Here is a 15,841-nt window from a genome sequence, read left to right on the forward strand (position 1 = left end):
GTAATACTGTTGTATGTTTCCACTCTAACAAGGAGATGTAGTCGTTATGCAGGACACTGATAAAAACAACGAAATTGACTTTCACGGCGCAGCTATTGTGGACTCAAATGGTCGTGAGTTGCCGATCACTGAAGAGATGGTTCAAACCGCCTGCTCAAGCCTGGATGAGCAGAAAGAGAGCGAAGATAAGGCTGCCTGAAACAGGCAGACCCGGTCAGCTGCTAACTCAATTCAAAGCCGAGCGCCTTAAGGCGCTTGCTGTCTTCTGTGCCAATGCCACCTGACAATCTGTAGCAGCTAAATTCATTGCGTTGGGGATACTCCTTTCTGAGCCGGTCAAAAACAACCGACCTGCCCTTCTCGTACCCCTGCAATGCAGAGCGCATACGGCTATCGTCCTGGCAAATGTTGTAAGCACCCAGAATCGCCTCACAGAAAGAGTCCGCTGTAAGCTCTGCTAATTCAGCACCCTCTTTCGGCTCATCGGCTTTCGCCCCATTCCACTTCCGAAATGCCTCGTAGACCATACGCGTTCCATTGGTTTTGCCCTGAACGCTATAGCCGGCGATGTGGGGTGTAGCAATTGCCACACAATCCATTAGTGCCTGCGGGACTTCCGGCTCAGCTTCCCATACATCCAGGACAATCTTGATATCGACACCTTGTTGCAAACACTGAAGTAAGGCTTCGTTATCAATCGCAGGGCCTCGGCCGGCATTGATCAATACAGTTCCGGGCTTTAATTGCGCTAGCTGCGATTCGGACAGCATGTGAAAGGTGGGATGCGGACCGTCTTTGGTAAGCGGCGTATGCATGGAGATTACCGAGCAATCCAGAACTGTCTGCAAATCTGTCAAATCGGGATTATCTGCAGCAGTCAGGAATGGATCGTAGCAATGAACTCGCACACCAAGCTTTCGCAATCGCTTATGCAACCGGCCACCCACATTGCCACAGCCGATAATACCTACTGCCTGCTCACCAGAGAAAAGTGCCTGCCAATTTATTTCTACAGCACAGAGTGCGGAAAACACATAATCGACAACAGCGTTGGCATTGCAACCTGGCGCACTGGTGAATTCGATATCGCGCTCCTTCAAGTAGTCCGCGTCGACATGATCTACGCCAATAGTTGCTGTGCCTACAAAGCCTACTCGACTACCTTCCAGCAGTTGGCGATTCACCTTGGTGATTGAGCGAACCAACAATGCATCAGCATCCCGCAGGTCATCAGCCTGAATCTCCCGGCCCGGCAGGCAAACCACTTCACCGAAGCGACCAAACAATTCACGCACCAGTGGCATGTTTTCATCGGCTACTATTTTCATGCAGACTTCAGCCCTTCCGCTCGTTTGATCAATCGACTTCCCAATCCCATACGCTGGCAAAATTCAGTAAACCCTGCCCTATCAATTCCGCGCCAAAGTAACTCGCCCACGCAAATCCCCAACGGGGCATCACAGCAAATTTTGGTAAGCTGGCGGGATAACAACAACTGATCCTGCCACGGCACTATCTTGTCAGCCAGAGTTTTTGCGCCTCGAACCTTTAAATTTGCGAGCTGATCCGGATCCTCAAGAATGGCATCAATTGAGGAATAATGACCAATGATTGCTGCCGCTGTTTTGGGGCCAATCCCCGGAACGCCAGCAATGTTATCAATGGCATCACCAACCAGCGCCAGATAATCCGCCAAACGACTCACCGGCACCTGAAAATGCGCCTCCAGATCAGCTACTGTACGAGGCTCAGCACTGCCATAGTCCCACAGCACTTCACCTTCTGCGAGGAGTTGAGCCAAATCCTTGTCGCGGCTAAGCAGTGTTGGACAGAACCCTTCGCTGCGGGAAATCGACGCCAATGTGCCGACGATATCGTCCGCCTCGTACTCATCGCTGGCCAAAGAAGTTATACCCAGCAACTCCGCGACTTCCCGGCAGGCATTGAGCTGAAATGCCAGAGCCTCATCAGGTAGCACCCGGTTTGCCTTATAGTTCGGGCAGAGACGATGCCGAAAACCACTGCCAAGACTTTCATCATAAGCAGCGGCCAGGTGTGTCGGGGACTCAGCCTCCAGAAGTTTCAGCAACCACAATGTATAGCCATAGACAGCATTGGTTGGATATCCACCCTCGCTGACCCAGTTATCCGGCAGCGCAAAGTAGCTTTTAAAAATATAGATGGATGCATCAATCAGGTAGATCGGACGAATACTCACAAACGCTCCCCGATATATCGATCCGGCAAACTGGTTTCACCACTACCAAAGAAATTTCGAAGGGCATCTGCCAACATTTTTGCCCTGGGAGGCAATCCCTGCTGACAGTAGTCCTGAGCCTGTTTAATTACAGCCTCGGCAAATCGCTCGCTGGATCCAGCTTCCTCGTCAATGGATTCACCCGACAGGTTATCCGCACTCAGGTGAAAACGGTGTCCGGCCGCTTCTGACAAGTGCCACTCAACCGCTTGAGGCTTTACCTCCACCGATTCAAAAGTACGCTGCTGTTCGGCACTGCGACCATCCGGCTGGTACCAGTAACCAAAATCCAACAACTGGCGACGCGCTTCTCCGGCAATACACCAATGAGCGATTTCGTGAAAGGCACTGGAGATATAGTCTTCTCGAAAGTACAGGCGGTGATGTGGATACTGCTCAGTCGCAGGTTGATACAACGGTTCGTCTGCACCACCGATCAACTCGGTGTTGTAGCTGTCAAAGAAAGTGTCCCGGAAAATCGCTTGTAGCGTCTCTACGGTCAATAGTGTCTCAATGTGCGACAAGAAAAAGCTCCAAAATTGACAGTTGTGCTTGGTTCGTTTCGGGAGTAACTTATTACTTATGGGTGTGAAAGCCCTTGCTGAAGCACCCTGAATTGGCGACGTGGTTGTCTGGTCACGGCGTCAGCACAGCAACAGGTGGTGTGAACAATAATCACAATTCACCCCCTGACCTTGAGGAGGCTTATTATGACTACCTCAACCAAAGGCCACAAGACGGACAACGTGGTCGACCTGTTCTCAGGGAAGCCCTACTCCGACCCTTTCAATCGGCGCATCATTCGACTCGCTCCTGAACACGACGGCCTGGAAATGCTTTACTCCAATGAAGCACATCCGGACAAGCTGTTCAGTATCCGCGTGCTCTGCTGGGGTTTACGCGCCGATGGTGAAGTTGTCGGGCTGGTGCCATGGCTAGATAGCATTACTCCGTGCACAGAGATACAGGATCCGCTCAACGGCCAATGGGAAGGCTATTACGACCAGGGCATTGATGAGCTCTTTACCGAGCCGCCACTGCATAAGGTCATCGAGCTGGAAACCGCTGCCGAGTACTACAGCTACGAGTACCAAAATGATTCGGACATTATTCAGGAGTTGCCCGACACCATTGGTACCCATGCGGTGCTCTCAAACAACGGTTTTAAAACCCTTACCCTGAAAGAAGTGATCAGCTGGCGCTTGCATGCCGATGGCAGTGTGGAAGGCATGCTCATTGATGCTGATAAAGTGCAATCCACCCCTGTTTTACCCGGCGATGATTGTCTCTATCCAGCCACCAGCGATTCCGGCTTTCGCTACTACTTCCAGCACCACATCGCCAATATGATCAAATCCGAAGACCCGGAAGCGTTGGCGGCAATTTCGATGCTGGTGGAACCCTGATCGCAGTTAAACGTTATTAACTGACGTCAGGTAGCAAGTCTTATCCATCTCTTACAGGGGTGGACGGGTTTCGTCCCCCCTAAAAAAATCATAGTGACATGGACATGCGACGTGCGACGTGCGACGTGCGACGTGCGACGTGCGACGTGCGACCAGAAATTTAACCTTTGCGAATAAAAAACAGGTACGCCTTCCCCTCCTCCTCAGCGCTCAGTAACTCATGGCCAAGAAAGTTACAGAACTTGGGGATATCGCGCATAGTGGACGGGTCTGTAGCTACAACCTTGATAACATCACCACTTGCTGCATCACGCACAGCATTGTGTAGCATCATCACTGGTTCCGGGCAGAGCAACCCTGTGGTATCCAAAATTGTATCAGGTTGATTTTTCATGGCGCGCATTGTCGCAGACTATTCACTATTGGCAAATAGTGTCCCGTGCTATTCTTGATTTAAAAACGAAAGGAGTAAAAGAATGATTCGGGTTTTGATTCAGCGTGTTGTCGCGCCTGGCATGGAGTCCACTTACGACGAATATATTCGCGGCACCATTCAGGCGGCTGTTGCTGCACCCGGTTTTATTTCCGGCGAATCCCTTCACGACATTGAACATCCCAATGTTCGCTATGTGATCGTCAAAATGCGCTCTGTTCAGGATTGGCATGCCTGGTATCACTCCGATGAACGCATACAAGCGGTAAACCTGATTACCCCACTGCTACTGGAGCCCGAGGGTATTACCCTGCTTAGTCATTAGGGCCTGCTAAGAGTCATTAACCGCCAAAAAGCCGGTCACCTCTTCGCGATCATGGTAGAGCTGCTTGAATCGCAGCTCTGCCGACATTCCCGCCTTTTCCAGAGCCTCTTCGATTTTCTGGCGACAGTCCTGCACCGCCTGGTAGCGCTGTTTCATTGGTAATTTCAGGTTAAAGATCGCGCGACGGCACCAACGCTTTGAAACCCAGCGACCCACCATATCGGCTGTCCGAGCGGGCTTATCAGCAATATCACAAACCAGCCAGCTTACATTTCCCTTAGGTTCGTAAGTGTATGCATCGCCACGAACATGGGCGACCATGCCGGTATTCATCAAATCCTTATCCATTGGGCCATTGTCCACAGCATCCACATAAAGACCACGCTGTACCAACTGCCAGGTCCAGCCACCGGGGGCTGCACCAAGATCTACCGCCAATGTGCCCGCCTTCATCAATTCGTGTTGGCGATCGCCCTGCAAAAACCAGAGAATCGCTTCGTCGAGTTTCAGTGTTGCACGACTGGGTGCTGCTTTAGGCATCTTCAGTCGCGGGACGCCCATTGGCCAAGGGCTACCATTTGCGGGATTTCCCACACCAACAAATGCACTGCCGCCATCAAGAAAGAGGATGTGCAGACGCCAGGAAGAATTGTTTTTTAGCAGACCTTTTTTCTGCATTGCCTGCCTGAGTGGGTGGCTGATTTTCCGGCACAGCTTGGAAAGCGACTTGCCTTCGTTGGTATCTGTGTACTCGATGGAAATATCACTGAATCGCCCAAGGCTGGCCGCAGAGTCAATCAAAGTAGATACGCGATCATCAGTTGGCAATTCTTCAATTTGTGGCAAAGCGGCAAACCACTCGCGAGCAAATACCAGTTCGGAAAAATCCATTTTCTGCAGCAACTGTGCAGCGCCATTTACTGCGTGAGCAACATAAACCACATAACCGTCATTAGGCTTTGCTTTAACATAGCCAACCACACCTTGCAGAGCAGCCAGCTCGGAAATTTCGGCGGCACACTCTTTTTCAAAGCCGGGACGACAATAGAGTACAAGTTGATTCAATTCTGCTTCGGAATGCAATGACATGATAATCAGGTATTTCTTTGTTGAATAAATTTGGCGACGGCTTTCGCGGCGCTAACAATATGCTCGCTTTGAGTGAACCCCGAACGAACTGTTGGCTTAAGATCATGATCTCCCGCCTCAAGCCATTCTATTGTAACGGCTTCTGACAGCGATTCCCCACTCAGCTCATCGGGCTTGCCAAACGGATCGCGAGTGCCCTGGATAATCAGGGTTGGAATCCCGAGGGTTTGCAGGTGTTCGGTACGCATCTGCTGCAGCTTGCCTGGAGGGTGAAACGGGTACCCAAAGCAACATACTCCAGCTGCACTCAAAGTTTCAGCAATTAGTGTCGCCATGCGGCCACCCATTGATTTTCCACCAATCAACAGAGGCTTTGCGAGCTTCTCCATACCGGCAACCTGGTGATAAACCGCTTGCCAACACTCCAGCAACACCGGCTGACGATCCGGTGGGCGTTTTTTGCCACCATCCCGTCGCTGTTGCATATAGGGGAATTCAAACCGCACCACATCGATGCCCTGCTGATTCAGGGCGCCGGTTAGTTCGTTCATAAACGGGCTATCCATTGGTGCACCAGCGCCATGGGCCAGGACCAGGGTTCCCTGCCGTTGTGAGGATTGACTGTAATCGATCATCAACATCAATCTGGATAACCTGATGATTGCGCGTTGAGAAATTCGCGCCTGGTGAGCAAGTTACAGCTCTCGGTCTCCGGGTCAAAAGTTACCACGACTTCACCGCGTTGTACCTGACGCTTTACCTGCTCTACTTTGGTCTCGAGAGAAACTTCGCTAACACCGTAATCAGTTCCCTCGCGAGAAATGAATTCCACAATTACGGCCTCAAGGACCTCCGGTGACAAACGTTCTGGTGGGATTTGAATCAAGACTCACTCCGATAGGCAGTTGTTGCCGCGACTTTATACTTGGCTTTGCCTGGAGCATCAACAAAACCCGGCCTTTTTCAGCAAATCGACACATTATTGCTCTACAGATCACTCTGAAAACTATACTATTTAAACTTCTCTCGCACTCAAAACAAGGAACCTACCATGTCCCGACAATATGTATTAACCATCACCGCTAAAGACCAAACCGGACTGGTTGAGAAAATCGCCGATGCTGTTGTGGATGCGGGCGGGAACTGGCTGGAGAGCAGCCTTTGCCATCTGGCTGGCAAGTTTGCCGGTGTTGCGCTGGTTTCTGTACCACCAGAGCAGGAAGAGAAGCTGATGCAGTCATTGAAAGCGCTGGCGGACAAAGGCATTGAGGTGGGCGCTACCGCTTACGAAACTCCTGCTTCTGAGCCTACCGAAGAGCTGCTGATGGTCAAAATCGTCGCCAATGACCGTCCCGGCATTGTGCAGGAATTAACCCGCCTGCTCGCCTCGCTCAATGTGAACGTGGAAACTTTTGACAGTGGCTGCGAAAGCGCTGCCATGTACTCCCAGCCAGTATTTGAAGCATCTGTGGTCGTACAACTGCCCGCCAACCTGACCCAGGAATCCCTGGCCAATCATCTGGAAACCCTATCGGATGATCTGATGGTCGAAATTCACGACCTGCTGGAAGATGAAGAGGCCGAAGCCTAACAGGCCCTAGACCAACCCTTTCAACAATACCCCTACACCATAAGCAAGGGCGGCCGCTGTGCCGCCTATTGCCAAGGTCTCCAAACCTGAAACAAAAGGCCGGCGACCGATATATTGCCCCTTGGCCAAACCCACCAGCAAAAAAGCTACTGCTGTGAGCAGGCAGCTCCAGAGAAATGGAGACTGAATGGATTCTGGCACTAACCAGTTCCATACATAGGTGAAAAGCGGAATCGCGCCCACCACAAAAAACGCTGCGAACGTGCTCCACCCGGCTCGCCACGGATCGTGGGCCTCTTTCGATAAACCGTGCTCTTCCTGCATCATTGTATTCACCCAACGCTCCTTGTCTTCTGTGATTACGCTAACCACCTGCTCCAGAAGATCCCCATCAAACCCTTTGCCGGCATATATCTGGCGGATTTCCTCTCGCTCCCCTTCCGGCCACTTTTTGATCTCGTCCCACTCCCGCTTCTCCGCCTGACGGCGATACTGGTTATCGGCCCGAGTGCCAAGGTAGTTACTGACCGCCATGCTGAACCCATCCGCCAACAGGTTTGCCAGACCCAGTACAATTACCACTCCACTGGAGAGACCAGCTCCGGCAACACCCGCTACTACGGCAAAGGTGGTGACTGCACCATCTATTGCTCCGTAGATCACATCTTTTAGATACAGGGATCGAGGGCCATCCCCCAAACGCTCGGCAATTTGCTCCGGTGAGTGGCTGTTGCGGTAAGCATCACGGCTTTCAGTCTTGATTCGGTTCATCGGATTTCCTTTCTCCTGCCCTATTAGGCAGAATAGCCTTCTTTTAACCTTCGACCCTGAAAATCATGCTGGATATCGTTCTCTATCAACCGGAAATACCACCAAATACCGGCAATATCATTCGACTTTGCGCCAACACCGGTTTTCGCCTGCACCTGATTGAGCCGTTGGGCTTTGACATGGACGACAAGAAGTTGCGCCGTGCTGGCCTGGATTATCGAGAGTGGCAGCAAGCGCAGCTTCACACTGACTGGGAAAGTTTCGTGGAAAAGGTTGCGCCAAAAAGGGTGTTTGCCATCTCCACACGTGGCACCAACTACTACAACGCGCCCCAGTACGCCGATGGTGACGCACTGGTTTTTGGCCCGGAGACCCGTGGCCTGCCCCAAGCGTTTCTGGAGGCTCTGCCAGCAGATCAGATACTGCGTATTCCCATGCAGCCACAAAGCCGCAGTATGAACCTGTCTAATGCGGTATCGGTGATTGTTTATGAAGCCTGGCGCCAAACCGGATTTAACGGCAGCGTTTAACGCCTACTTCACCCACAGCACTCGAAAGCACGGCCGTCGAAACGTTATAATTCGCGGCCATTCAAAAAGTCGAAGTCACAATGACCAAAATTCGTATCATCGTCGGGAGCGAAACCGGCACGTCCCTGGATGTTGCCGATGCCATTGAAGAGACCTTGAAAGCTCAGGGCCTTCAAGTAGAAGTTGCCGACAATCCAAAGCTGTCTGATTTGACCGCAGACAGTGATGAAGTACTGCTGATTTGTACCTCTTCCACGGGCGCGGGCGAATTGCCTACCAATATTCGCCCTATGTATGGTGAGTTGTTGGCCACTCCACCCAATATTGCCAGTCGCCGCTACGGTGTAATCAGCCTGGGTGACAGTTCCTACGAAACCTTTGGGGCTGCAGCGAAAATCCTGGATGCTGCTCTTGAGGACATTGGCGCTATTCGCGTCGGCGAGCCATTACAGATCGACGCTATGGAAACTTTTGAACCGGAAAAAGAAGCCCTGGTATGGGTTGCAGAGTGGATTCAACTGCTATGACTACCTCTGAAAAAATCGGCCTGTTTTATGGCTCTTCGACCTGCTACACGGAAATGACTGCGGAAAAAATTCGCAAAATCTTCGGCGACGATCGAATAGATGTCTACAACATTGCCGACGAACCAATCACCACCGTCGAAGAGTACGACTACCTGATTTTTGGCATCCCCACCTGGGATTTTGGCGAGCTGCAGGAAGACTGGGAAAATATCTGGGACGAAATCGACGATATCGACTTTACCGGAAAAACGGTTGCCATTTACGGGCAAGGAGACCAGGTCGGTTACCCGGAGTGGTTCCTGGATGCGATGGGTTACCTGTGGGCCAAGCTGGTCAATCTTGGCGCCAAAACTGTCGGTTTCTGGCCTGTGGATGGCTTCAAGTTTGAACAATCCAAGGCACTGACAGCAGATCAAACTCATTTTGTCGGCCTGGCATTGGATGACGAAAACGAATTCGATCTTTCCGAGCAGCGCTTGAATACCTGGTGTGAACAGGTTTTAAGGGAATTTGCTTTGTAAGGTGCGCACAGCGCACCCTACCAGTTCAAATTGCTATACCGTAGGGTGCGCCGTGCGCACCGAAAAAAATGCTCACTTACCCAACAGAAAGCCATGAGCGATAAACTAAACAACGCAGACATTCACTGGGATGAAAATGGCCAGCCCATTTCCAGCCAATACGATGACGTCTATTTTTCGCGCGCTTCCGGTATCGAAGAAACCCGCTACGTGTTTCTGCAACAAAATCACTTACCGGAACGTTGGTCGCAATTGCCAACTGACAAATCAGGTTGTTTTACTATTGCTGAAACCGGTTTTGGCACCGGACTGAATTTTCTTGCCGCTGCCGAATTATGGCTAAAAGTTGCTCCCAAAAACTGGCGCCTGCATTTTGTATCGGTAGAAAAATTCCCGCTGAATCGCGAGGATTTCCAAAAGGCTTTATCTCTTTGGCCCGAACTGGCAACGCTCGCAGAAGAGTTACAAGCCAACTACCCGCCGCAAATCCCCGGTTTTCACCGCTTGCACCTGGCCAATAACCGCCTGCAATTAACATTGCTGTTTGGTGAAGCCGCCGAGATGTTTGAACAACTTGCCGGCAGCGATCATCCATTGTGGCAACACAGTGGCCACGGGAAAGTGGACGCCTGGTTCCTCGACGGTTTTGCACCATCTAAAAACCCCGATATGTGGACCGAGCAATTGTTCAGCGCGATGGCAAACCTGAGTGATGCAGGCACCACACTTGCCACATTTACCGCCGCCGGAATTGTTCGCCGCGGCCTGCAAGCGGTTGGCTTCAATATTGAAAAAATCCCGGGTTTTGGCCATAAACGCGAAATGGTTCGCGGCGCCATGGCCGAGCAAATTTCTGTTGAAATAACTCCAGAAGAACTCCAACCAGCAAGCTATAACGGCATCACCGAAGCGCCCTGGTATTTGAATACCAATCCTTTATCGAACACTCAACATGCTGCTGTTCTTGGCGGCGGTATTGCCGGTTGCTCAGTGGCAAGTGCCCTGGCCAAAAGGGGCTGGCATGTCACATTGATAGAACGTCATCAACAACTGGCGAACGAGGCTTCCGGCAACCCTCAGGGAATCATTTACCCAAAGTTCTCCAAGCAGGACTCCCCTCTTTCCCGATTCGGACTTTATGGGTTGAGCTATGCCAGCCGGTTCTATCGCCCTTTTTGGCAGCATAACGAGCTAGGTCAACAGTGCGGTGTCCTGTTACTTCCAGAGTCAGAAAAACAGGCAAAAGATTTCCCACTGATTGCCGAACGATTTGCCCACTGCCCGGAATTGCTTCACGGTGTAGGTAATCTCGCGATGAAACAACTCAGCGGTTTGAACCTGAAGGCAGAGCAAGGGCTACACTGCCCCAATCTCGGCTGGGTTATTCCCCCGAAAATCTGCGCTGCACTCGCCAGCCACCCAAATATAAACCGGGTAACTGCCGAGATTGATACGCTTGAATTCGAACAGAACTGCTGGCGATTGCTCGACTGCCAAGGCAACACTGTTGCCGAGTCTGAAACAGTTATTCTCGCCGCCAGCCATGAGTTGGCAAAATTCGAGCAAACCGCTCACCTGCCGCTAAAACGAATTCGCGGCCAGATTAGTCAGGTTGCGCAAACAGATAGTGACGTAAAGCTTAATACTGTCATCTGTGGCAAAGGCTATATCGCTCCCGCTCTCAATGGCAGTTACACCTTGGGTGCAACTTACAACTTGCGGGATGAATGTGCGGATGTTCGCGACAGCGACCACCAAACCAACCTGACAAAGCTGACCGAAACCGATCCGGGTATTTCAGAACTTCTGCCCAAAAGCACCACAAATCTACAAGGTCGAGTTGGCTTTCGCTGTACCACACCCGACTATCTGCCACTGGTAGGGCCAGCACCCAAAGCCGACGAGATGCAGCAACGCTTTGAATTACTCAGCAAAAATGCCCGCGCCCACATTCCGCTGCCCGGCAAATATTATCAAGGTTTGTATATCAGTGCAGGATATGGCTCGCGAGGCCTGAGTTACGCACCCATTGCCGCAGAATTATTAGCGGCACAGATTTGTGGGGAGACAGCGCCGGTTGAGAGGGATTTGGTTAAAGCGTTAAGCCCGGCGCGTTTTTTGATTCGGGAATTGAAGCGAGGCTGAATTTCACCAACGACCATTGCGAGGTGTGGGCCCATCCACTTCCGGGTGTGCATTTACTCGTCCATGAAACTTGGACAGTCCGTCCTTTTTACGCACTTTTTCCGCCCATAATATGCCAGCAAACAATCCCAGGGCACCCAGGACCCTAAATACTAACGGGTTAAAATCATCGATCACGATTGAGATTAGAAAGCCAAGGAATAGTGCCAAAAACAAAATTGATGCAACATTCCAGAGCCAAAGAAGTGAATAAACTATAAATGCGACAACCTTGGACATAACATTTTCTTCCTTGTGTATGACATTTCCTTTATACAATAAAAAAACGCGCACTTGAAGTGCGCGTTTTTTTATTCAAATAGAGCCTTAGGTGGCATCCGGACGAGTTTCCAACTCCTCTACCAGAGCCTCCTGGAAAGTCTCTTCATGCTGAGCAGGACCTTCCGCACCGTGCATCCAATCGATCAAACGATTAGAAACCAGCATCAAAATGATGCCTGAAATAACTGCTGTGATAGTGATACCACCGAAGATTGCGAAGGCATTTTCCATCTGCTGCGCTTCGTCACCATGACCGATCAAAGAACCAACAAAGGCCGCGGTGTAGTTAGAAACAGCGTTAAAGAAGAACCATACCCCCATCATCAAGGAAGCCAGACGAAGTGGTGCCAACTTGGTAACCATTGACAAGCCGATTGGCGACAGACACAGCTCACCCAAGGTGTGACACAGGTAGGCAGCCACAATCCACAGCATACTGGCTTTTGCATCACCACCATCGATTTGCATGGAAGCACCAATCATGAACACAAAGCCAAGAGCCAGCAGGAACAGGCCACAACCAAATTTCACCGGTGAATTTGGCTCTTTGTCACCCATCTTGATCCAAAGTGCAGCAATAATTGGCGCAAAGATCACGATGAAAATCGGGTTCAGGGACTGGAACAGCTCGGTCGGAACTTCAAAACTGCCAATGGTACGGTCGGTGAAGTTCTCAGTGTAAAGCGTCATCAAACCACCGGCTTGCTCGAAGCCCACCCAGAAAACCACAGTAAACAGGCCCATGATCATAATCACTTTAATACGATCACGCTCTTGCTTGGTCAGCGGCTCACGACCTGCGTTTTGGGCTGCATTCTCACGCTTGGAACGCTTGGCACCGGGCTCCACACCAATCTCACCCAGCAACTTCTTGGCCCAGATCATCTGGATTGCGAGGGAAAGAACCATACCCAGACCGGCGCAGAAGAAACCAACCTGACGGTTGCCGTCAAAAGCAGCCACAACTGCTGCAGCTGCAATACCAGCAAGAGCAGCACCAATGTTGATACCCATGTAAAAGATAGTGAAAGCACCATCACGACGATGATCGCCCTGAGGGTACAGATCTCCCACCATAGTTGAGATATTTGGCTTAAACAGGCCGTTACCAGCTACCAGAAGAACCAGACCAGCATAGAAGAAGGCAAGCTCCATCCCTTCAATCCATGGGTGCGGAGTCGCAATCATGAACTGGCCAGCAGCCATCAGGAAACCACCGATAATGATGGCTCGACGTTGCCCCAGGAAGTTATCGGCCAACCAGCCACCAATCAGCGGAGTGATGTACACCGCACCAGTGAAAATACCGTAAAGTTGCAGGGCGGTAGGGTTGTCCCAACCGAGACCAAAGCCACCTTCTGCACGAACCTTATCAACAAGATAAAGAACCAACAGGGCCCGCATGGTGTAGTAGGAGAAGCGCTCCCACAGCTCGGTTCCAAATAATAGAAACAACCCCTTTGGGTGCCCCATCATCTCACCAGCAGAAGCTGGTGCTCTAGAAGTGCCAGACATATACCTCGTCTCCATCCGTTTTTAGCTAAATTTTTGCCAGCGATTCAGTATGGACCTGTATCGTGGCTGTTATAAGGATCTTGGAAAACGCACTAGTGTAGCCATCCAACTGCCATTAGCAAGGAAATTGTCACATTCCCCACCCCCGATTGGTGTCTAACATTCCGTAAAAGCTTGAACCTTGTGGTGGCTAACCACTCTACGTTAGCGCTATAACTAAATAATCACGCAATTGATGGGGGTATGTTCAATGTTCTCAGCATCTAATCAGCCAACCCTGTTTGGCCAGCCAACCGGACTCTATACGCTGTTCTTTGCCGAGATGTGGGAACGATTCTCCTACTACGGTATGAGAGCCCTCTTGGTCTACTACATGATCAAGGGCTTTCTGTCGATGTCAGACGGCGATGCCTACAAGATCTATGGTGCCTACACCGCAATGGTCTACATGACCCCGTTTATAGGCGGCATGATTGCAGACCGCCTGCTCGGCGCACGCCGCGGCGTGGTGTTTGGAGGCCTGTTAATGGCAAGTGGCCACCTGTTGATGACCATTGAGCACCATCACACTTTCTTTGTGGCCCTCTCCCTGATCATTCTCGGCAATGGTTTCTTCAAACCCAACATCTCCAGCATTGTCGGCTCCATGTACAGCGAGGACAGCCCCAAACGGGATGGCGGCTTCACAGTTTTCTATATGGGGGTAAACCTTGGCGCAGCTCTGGCCCCGTTGCTGTGCGGCTACGTCGGCGAAACCTACGGCTGGCACTACGGCTTTGGTATGGCGACTATCGGCATGCTAACCGGACTGGCCGTGTTTGTAATCCCGAGTAAAGTAGCTCAATGGACTATTCTCCTGGGTGCCATAGCCACAGCTATCAGCATGGTGTCAATTCAGAATGATGCCCTCCTGTTTGGAGTTAACGGCTTTGTTGCACTCGCCCTGATAGCCGCCGGCATCATTTCCTTCAAGGCCATCAGCAAGGGCGGCTTGAGTAAAGAAGCGGGTGAAGCAGCCGACCCAACCAAGCTCAAGAGAAAGATCTGGGGTATTCGCGCTGACCATATGGTCTATATCGGCACTCTGATCGCCGCCCCTATTATTGCCCTGATGATCGCCGGCAACCGCAGTGTCAAGATGATCTCTGATGAGTTTCTGGAAGGAATGCAAGGCTCAACAATCGGAGACCTGGGTGCAACTCTGCTTGGTGAATTGAGTACACCCACTGGTCTGATTCTGTTCCTGACCGGTGTGGTCGCTATTGTTTACTTGCTGAAAGAGTCTTTCAAAGCTAGCAAAGTTGAGCGAGAACGATTGTGGGTAGTAATGAGCCTGATGTTTTTCTCCCTATTGTTTTGGGCCTTTTTCGAACAGGCGGGCAGCTCGATCTCCAACTTCACCGACCGCAACATCGACCGGGTAAATGAAGAAAGAGTTTTAACCCAGGCAGATGTGGGCAAGACCTACACCATTGACCTGACCCAGGAGCAGCTTGGCTACCAGAATACCCACCCGGAGATGAATCCTCTGATTGCCAAAGCCATTCGGCAGGTCCATACCGAACGCGGTGTCGTTGAGGAACAGATTGAGTCACTAATAGCTGAAGTGGCCAAACAGGGCGTATTTACCCTGACTGCGCTGGATGCACTGAAAACAGCCAAAACCGAGGATGGAGAACCACTCAACAAAGGTGTTAATTGGCAAGTTTCCGAACCAAATATCGGTATGGGTATCGGCGGCACAGTGATTCCCGCCAGCACCTTCCAGTCCGCAAATCCCATATTCATTCTGCTATTCGGGCTCGTTTTTACCGCCCTTTGGACCTATATGGGCAAACGCGGCCGCGAACCCTCTACTCCAATCAAGTTCTCACTGGGACTATTGCAGCTTGGCTTGGGCTTTCTGGCACTCTGGTACGGAGCCAGCCTCAGTAACGAACGAGGCATGGTTGGCATGGAGTGGTTATTGCTCGGCTATCTGCTGCATACCACCGGTGAGCTGTGCCTGTCTCCGGTAGGCTTGTCGATGGTGACCAAAATGTCACCAAAGCGTCTGGTTTCGACCGTAATGGGGGCCTGGTTCCTTGCCACCGCATTCTCAAGTTACCTCGCCGCCATAATTGCCACCTTTACTGGCGTCGGTCACGGTAGCAATGGTCACAATGTCATTCCTGCACCGATAGAAACGGTAAATGTATATGGTGACGTTTTTGGCACCATTGCTATCGCAGCAATCTCCAGCTCAGTACTCCTGCTGCTTATCACCCCGATTCTTGTTCGATGGAGCCACGAAGAGGCCATCGTTCACGAAAAAGATGAAACCCCGAAACTAGTCACAGAGCACACCTAACAAACTCTGCCTGCAACCCCAAAGGCGAAACTCCTGTTTCGCCTTTTTATTATTTCAGAA

General features: G+C 51.1%; 19 protein-coding genes. 9 read left to right on the forward strand and 10 right to left on the reverse strand.

The features are described 5' to 3' along the window. Nucleotides 1-46 precede the first annotated feature (46 nt). Nucleotides 47-199 (forward strand): hypothetical protein, encoded by a 153-nt coding sequence (locus QP938_07915; protein WIO73233.1) that lies wholly within the window; start codon nucleotides 47-49, stop codon nucleotides 197-199. 22 nt (nucleotides 200-221) lie between these two features. Here QP938_07915 and QP938_07920 read toward each other — a convergent pair whose 3' ends face one another. The 3 genes from QP938_07920 to QP938_07930 are packed head-to-tail and all read right to left on the reverse strand — an operon-like array spanning nucleotide 222 to nucleotide 2,781. Next, on the reverse strand, nucleotides 222-1,328 hold the full coding sequence (locus QP938_07920; protein ID WIO73234.1) for a 4-phosphoerythronate dehydrogenase: 1,107 nt from the start codon (nucleotides 1,326-1,328) through the stop codon (nucleotides 222-224). After that, nucleotides 1,325-2,218, reverse strand: a complete 894-nt coding sequence (locus QP938_07925; GenBank protein WIO73235.1) for a 5'-3' exonuclease H3TH domain-containing protein — start codon at nucleotides 2,216-2,218, stop codon at nucleotides 1,325-1,327. The genes QP938_07920 and QP938_07925 overlap by 4 nt, the downstream gene beginning before the upstream one ends. After that, complete coding sequence (locus tag QP938_07930) at nucleotides 2,215-2,781, reverse strand: elongation factor P hydroxylase (GenBank protein WIO73236.1); 567 nt, start codon at nucleotides 2,779-2,781, stop codon at nucleotides 2,215-2,217. The genes QP938_07925 and QP938_07930 overlap by 4 nt, the downstream gene beginning before the upstream one ends. Before the next feature lie 186 nt (nucleotides 2,782-2,967). On the opposite strand from QP938_07930, the gene QP938_07935 reads away from it, so the two are divergent. Beyond that, nucleotides 2,968-3,663: a hypothetical protein gene (locus QP938_07935; GenBank protein ID WIO73237.1), complete on the forward strand. Its 696-nt coding sequence runs from the start codon at nucleotides 2,968-2,970 to the stop codon at nucleotides 3,661-3,663. Between the two features lie 160 nt (nucleotides 3,664-3,823). Here QP938_07935 and tusA read toward each other — a convergent pair whose 3' ends face one another. Continuing rightward, entirely contained in the window at nucleotides 3,824-4,057 is a 234-nt protein-coding gene (tusA, locus tag QP938_07940; protein WIO73238.1) for a sulfurtransferase TusA, read from the reverse strand. A gap of 82 nt (nucleotides 4,058-4,139) precedes the next feature. Here tusA and QP938_07945 point away from each other — a divergent pair, with 82 nt between their 5' ends. Then, complete coding sequence (locus QP938_07945; GenBank protein ID WIO73239.1) at nucleotides 4,140-4,421, forward strand: antibiotic biosynthesis monooxygenase; 282 nt, start codon at nucleotides 4,140-4,142, stop codon at nucleotides 4,419-4,421. 6 nt (nucleotides 4,422-4,427) lie between these two features. On the opposite strand, the gene rlmM is transcribed toward QP938_07945, so the two are convergent. From rlmM to QP938_07960, 3 genes are read right to left on the reverse strand one after another with little or no spacing between them, the layout of a single operon-like run. Next, entirely contained in the window at nucleotides 4,428-5,510 is a 1,083-nt protein-coding gene (rlmM, locus tag QP938_07950; GenBank protein WIO73240.1) for a 23S rRNA (cytidine(2498)-2'-O)-methyltransferase RlmM, read from the reverse strand. A gap of 5 nt (nucleotides 5,511-5,515) precedes the next feature. Then, entirely contained in the window at nucleotides 5,516-6,151 is a 636-nt protein-coding gene (locus QP938_07955; protein WIO73241.1) for an alpha/beta hydrolase, read from the reverse strand. Then, nucleotides 6,151-6,393 carry a YheU family protein gene (locus QP938_07960; protein ID WIO75638.1) on the reverse strand — a complete coding sequence of 81 codons (243 nt, stop codon included), beginning with the start codon at nucleotides 6,391-6,393 and terminating at the stop codon, nucleotides 6,151-6,153. The genes QP938_07955 and QP938_07960 overlap by 1 nt, the downstream gene beginning before the upstream one ends. Nucleotides 6,394-6,561: 168 nt before the next feature. Here QP938_07960 and QP938_07965 point away from each other — a divergent pair, with 168 nt between their 5' ends. Next, a complete protein-coding gene (locus QP938_07965; protein WIO73242.1) occupies nucleotides 6,562-7,101 on the forward strand; it encodes an ACT domain-containing protein in 540 nt (179 codons plus the stop codon). A 6-nt stretch (nucleotides 7,102-7,107) separates the two neighbouring features. Here the strand turns inward: QP938_07965 and QP938_07970 are convergent, their stop codons facing one another. Beyond that, the gene (locus QP938_07970; protein ID WIO73243.1) at nucleotides 7,108-7,872 is read right to left on the reverse strand and encodes a VIT1/CCC1 transporter family protein; all 765 of its coding nucleotides are present in this window, start codon (nucleotides 7,870-7,872) and stop codon (nucleotides 7,108-7,110) included. A gap of 65 nt (nucleotides 7,873-7,937) precedes the next feature. On the opposite strand from QP938_07970, the gene trmL reads away from it, so the two are divergent. The 4 genes from trmL to mnmC all read left to right on the forward strand — a co-directional run bounded on the left by trmL (nucleotide 7,938) and on the right by mnmC (nucleotide 11,595). After that, complete coding sequence (trmL, locus tag QP938_07975) at nucleotides 7,938-8,402, forward strand: tRNA (uridine(34)/cytosine(34)/5-carboxymethylaminomethyluridine(34)-2'-O)-methyltransferase TrmL (protein ID WIO73244.1); 465 nt, start codon at nucleotides 7,938-7,940, stop codon at nucleotides 8,400-8,402. A gap of 80 nt (nucleotides 8,403-8,482) precedes the next feature. Next, a complete protein-coding gene (locus tag QP938_07980; GenBank protein WIO73245.1) occupies nucleotides 8,483-8,929 on the forward strand; it encodes a flavodoxin domain-containing protein in 447 nt (148 codons plus the stop codon). Further along, entirely contained in the window at nucleotides 8,926-9,450 is a 525-nt protein-coding gene (fldB, locus tag QP938_07985) for a flavodoxin FldB (GenBank protein ID WIO73246.1), read from the forward strand. Before QP938_07980 ends, fldB begins: the two co-directional genes overlap by 4 nt. A gap of 93 nt (nucleotides 9,451-9,543) precedes the next feature. Continuing rightward, nucleotides 9,544-11,595 carry a bifunctional tRNA (5-methylaminomethyl-2-thiouridine)(34)-methyltransferase MnmD/FAD-dependent 5-carboxymethylaminomethyl-2-thiouridine(34) oxidoreductase MnmC gene (gene mnmC / locus QP938_07990; protein WIO73247.1) on the forward strand — a complete coding sequence of 684 codons (2,052 nt, stop codon included), beginning with the start codon at nucleotides 9,544-9,546 and terminating at the stop codon, nucleotides 11,593-11,595. A 3-nt stretch (nucleotides 11,596-11,598) separates the two neighbouring features. Here mnmC and QP938_07995 read toward each other — a convergent pair whose 3' ends face one another. Together QP938_07995 and QP938_08000 are read right to left on the reverse strand one after the other, a co-directional pair. Continuing rightward, nucleotides 11,599-11,874, reverse strand: coding sequence for a hypothetical protein (locus tag QP938_07995; protein WIO73248.1), 276 nt, complete (start codon nucleotides 11,872-11,874; stop codon nucleotides 11,599-11,601). 87 nt (nucleotides 11,875-11,961) lie between these two features. After that, nucleotides 11,962-13,431: a peptide MFS transporter gene (locus tag QP938_08000; protein WIO73249.1), complete on the reverse strand. Its 1,470-nt coding sequence runs from the start codon at nucleotides 13,429-13,431 to the stop codon at nucleotides 11,962-11,964. Nucleotides 13,432-13,681: 250 nt separating this feature from the next. Between QP938_08000 and QP938_08005 the strand changes: the two genes are divergently transcribed. Beyond that, a complete protein-coding gene (locus QP938_08005) occupies nucleotides 13,682-15,781 on the forward strand; it encodes a peptide MFS transporter (GenBank protein WIO73250.1) in 2,100 nt (699 codons plus the stop codon). The last annotated feature ends 60 nt before the right edge of the window (nucleotides 15,782-15,841 follow it).

The organism is Porticoccaceae bacterium LTM1, assembly GCA_030252795.1.
In the GTDB taxonomy this organism is placed as follows: domain Bacteria; phylum Pseudomonadota; class Gammaproteobacteria; order Pseudomonadales; family Porticoccaceae; genus SCSIO-12696.

Coding starts and splice junctions, on each gene's coding strand:
- rlmM (WIO73240.1), bottom strand. CDS start 5,510: ATGTCATTGCATTCCGAAGCAGAATTGAATCAACTTGTACTCTATTGT.
- QP938_07980 (WIO73245.1), top strand. CDS start 8,483: ATGACCAAAATTCGTATCATCGTCGGGAGCGAAACCGGCACGTCCCTG.
- QP938_08000 (WIO73249.1), bottom strand. CDS start 13,431: ATGTCTGGCACTTCTAGAGCACCAGCTTCTGCTGGTGAGATGATGGGG.
- QP938_07970 (WIO73243.1), bottom strand. CDS start 7,872: ATGAACCGAATCAAGACTGAAAGCCGTGATGCTTACCGCAACAGCCAC.
- mnmC (WIO73247.1), top strand. CDS start 9,544: ATGAGCGATAAACTAAACAACGCAGACATTCACTGGGATGAAAATGGC.
- QP938_08005 (WIO73250.1), top strand. CDS start 13,682: ATGTTCTCAGCATCTAATCAGCCAACCCTGTTTGGCCAGCCAACCGGA.
- tusA (WIO73238.1), bottom strand. CDS start 4,057: ATGAAAAATCAACCTGATACAATTTTGGATACCACAGGGTTGCTCTGC.
- QP938_07955 (WIO73241.1), bottom strand. CDS start 6,151: ATGTTGATGATCGATTACAGTCAATCCTCACAACGGCAGGGAACCCTG.
- QP938_07915 (WIO73233.1), top strand. CDS start 47: ATGCAGGACACTGATAAAAACAACGAAATTGACTTTCACGGCGCAGCT.
- QP938_07935 (WIO73237.1), top strand. CDS start 2,968: ATGACTACCTCAACCAAAGGCCACAAGACGGACAACGTGGTCGACCTG.
- fldB (WIO73246.1), top strand. CDS start 8,926: ATGACTACCTCTGAAAAAATCGGCCTGTTTTATGGCTCTTCGACCTGC.
- trmL (WIO73244.1), top strand. CDS start 7,938: ATGCTGGATATCGTTCTCTATCAACCGGAAATACCACCAAATACCGGC.
- QP938_07945 (WIO73239.1), top strand. CDS start 4,140: ATGATTCGGGTTTTGATTCAGCGTGTTGTCGCGCCTGGCATGGAGTCC.
- QP938_07920 (WIO73234.1), bottom strand. CDS start 1,328: ATGAAAATAGTAGCCGATGAAAACATGCCACTGGTGCGTGAATTGTTT.
- QP938_07965 (WIO73242.1), top strand. CDS start 6,562: ATGTCCCGACAATATGTATTAACCATCACCGCTAAAGACCAAACCGGA.
- QP938_07995 (WIO73248.1), bottom strand. CDS start 11,874: ATGTCCAAGGTTGTCGCATTTATAGTTTATTCACTTCTTTGGCTCTGG.